General features: G+C 63.6%; 1 protein-coding gene. It reads left to right on the top strand.

The window, feature by feature from the left end:
* Positions 1-212: 212 nt before the first annotated feature.
* Positions 213-974 carry a sugar phosphate isomerase/epimerase family protein gene (locus ABWU19_RS14845; RefSeq protein WP_435902407.1) on the top strand — a complete coding sequence of 254 codons (762 nt, stop codon included), beginning with the start codon at positions 213-215 and terminating at the stop codon, positions 972-974.
* The last annotated feature ends 236 nt before the right edge of the window (positions 975-1,210 follow it).

Raw genomic sequence — 1,210 nt, 5'->3', positions numbered from 1 at the left:
GCTGCCCAGGGCCATCAGTACCAGCATGAACAACATCCGCCAGTCGTAGGTGGTGTTGTGTGCCCGCAGGTCAGGTACTTGCATCAGGTAAGGAATGGGGCTGGGTATGGGTTTGTTCGGGTTCATGCTGTATATGATAAGAGCCTGCTACCCCCAGCCACGTAACGCCTTGCCTCCAGAGCCCAGGCGGTATAATCCATGCGATTTTGCCTATGAAGCTGGGTTTTAGTCCCCTTACTGCTGGCCTAAGCTACCATCAATCCCTCGACCTGGCAGCAAGCCTGGGCCTGTTCCTGGAAGTCGCCTACGATCAGCACGAGATGGATCCCCGGCTACCGAAGGCCCGCGAGCTGGCCGAGATGGGCCGGGTGGCTGGGGTGGGGTTCACCATACACCTGCCTTTTGTCGACTGGAACATAGCCTCGCTGGTGCCCGAAATGCAGCGGCTCTCCCTCGAGCGCACCCAGCGGGCCATCGCCTTTGGGGCCGAGATTGGTGCGGCCTGTGGGGTGCTGCACAGCGGGCTGGTTCCACTACGGCTGCCCGAGGCGGTGGCGCACGCTCGCCAGCTGGTACATCGGGCGCTCGAGCAGCTGGAACTCGCCATACCGGTCGCGCTGGAAAACCTGGGCCTGAGCGATACCGACCTGCTGGAAACGCCCGCCGAGCTGGTGGAGTTGCTGGAGGCCCACCCACAGTACGGCTTCTGCCTGGATGTGGGGCACGCCCTGATTCAGCGCGGCCCTGGCGGCCCCCAGGAGTACCACTGTCTGCTGGGCCACCGCCTGCTTCATTTGCACCTGCACGACAACCACGGCCAGCAGGACGAGCATCTGCCCTGTGGCGATGGCGCAGTGGACTGGTCCTGGGTGCGGGGGGTGCTCGAGGGATTTGAGGGCACCGTGGCCCTCGAGGTAACCGGCGGCCCGGAGGGCGTGCGCCGGAGTGTGGCGCTCCTGCGCGGAAACCCCTGAAGCCGTGCTGCTACCCCCGGGTTGCGCCCCGCCTGGCGCAACAAGTCTTCGGAGACCCCTAAGCACCGGCAAGAAGCGTTGCGTCGACCTCGAGCGGCCCTGGTGCATGGGCCCAGCCCAAACCCAGCCGTTGGTCAGGGCCACCCAGGCCGCTATCAATTGCAAGCAAAACTCCATTCTTATACCAACCTTAGATAGATAGTCATTCTTCAGGAATCCACCCGAACCCCGCCACC

It is taken from the genome of Meiothermus cerbereus (assembly GCF_051297115.1).
In the GTDB taxonomy this organism is placed as follows: domain Bacteria; phylum Deinococcota; class Deinococci; order Deinococcales; family Thermaceae; genus Meiothermus; species Meiothermus cerbereus_A.
The sequence above is the reverse complement of the archived record's forward strand: the minus strand, read 5'-3'. Positions and strand labels throughout refer to the sequence as shown.